Source organism: Bradyrhizobium sp. 33ap4, assembly GCF_032654765.1.
Lineage (GTDB): Bacteria > Pseudomonadota > Alphaproteobacteria > Rhizobiales > Xanthobacteraceae > Bradyrhizobium > Bradyrhizobium australafricanum.
Genome location: NZ_JAUMTJ010000268.1, coordinates 1 through 564 on the forward strand (window position 1 = coordinate 1; position 564 = coordinate 564).

The 564-nt window shown below is 61.7% G+C and carries 1 pseudogene; it reads right to left on the minus strand.

Annotated elements, in window-relative coordinates:
* Positions 1-535, minus strand: a pseudogene (locus Q2M23_RS43855) (IS110 family transposase); the annotation flags it as partial.
* Positions 536-564 lie beyond the last annotated feature (29 nt).

Sequence of the window (564 nt, forward strand, 5' to 3'; positions counted from 1 at the left end):
CTGCTTTCATTCGGTTGACGATCCGACTTTGCTCTCCGACAAGGCTCTCGCGCTCACGGGTGGGGCGCTTGGCATCTTCGTCCTTGATTGTCGGGATCGCGACCATCTTGCAGTGATCACGCTCGCCCCGCAACCAGCCGAGAAAAGAGCGTTTCAGCAGTTCGGTGTCGAGACGATCGGTCTTGGCGCGCCGGTGCTCGCGCGATACCGCTATGCTCGATGCGTGAATGACATGCGCCTCGATGTCGCGCACCCTGAGCCAGCGGGCCAGCCAGAAACCGTCACGGCCGGCCTCGAAAGCGACCGCGATGCGTTCGATGCGGTGTCCTGCCTTCCGCGCCTCTTCTCGCCAGCGATTGAGCAGCTTCAGCAAGGCGTTCTCGTCGACCTCAAGCTTCTTCGACGGCTGGCGCTCGACACCAGGCACAATCCCCGCAACGAGCCAGCTCGACAGGCTCATCTCGATCACAGCGATCAGCGTACCGTCCGGTTTGAGGGGTGTGAGGGATCGGCTCAGGTCATTCAACTTCTGCATGGGGTGCTCCATCGGTTCACATCAGCGCC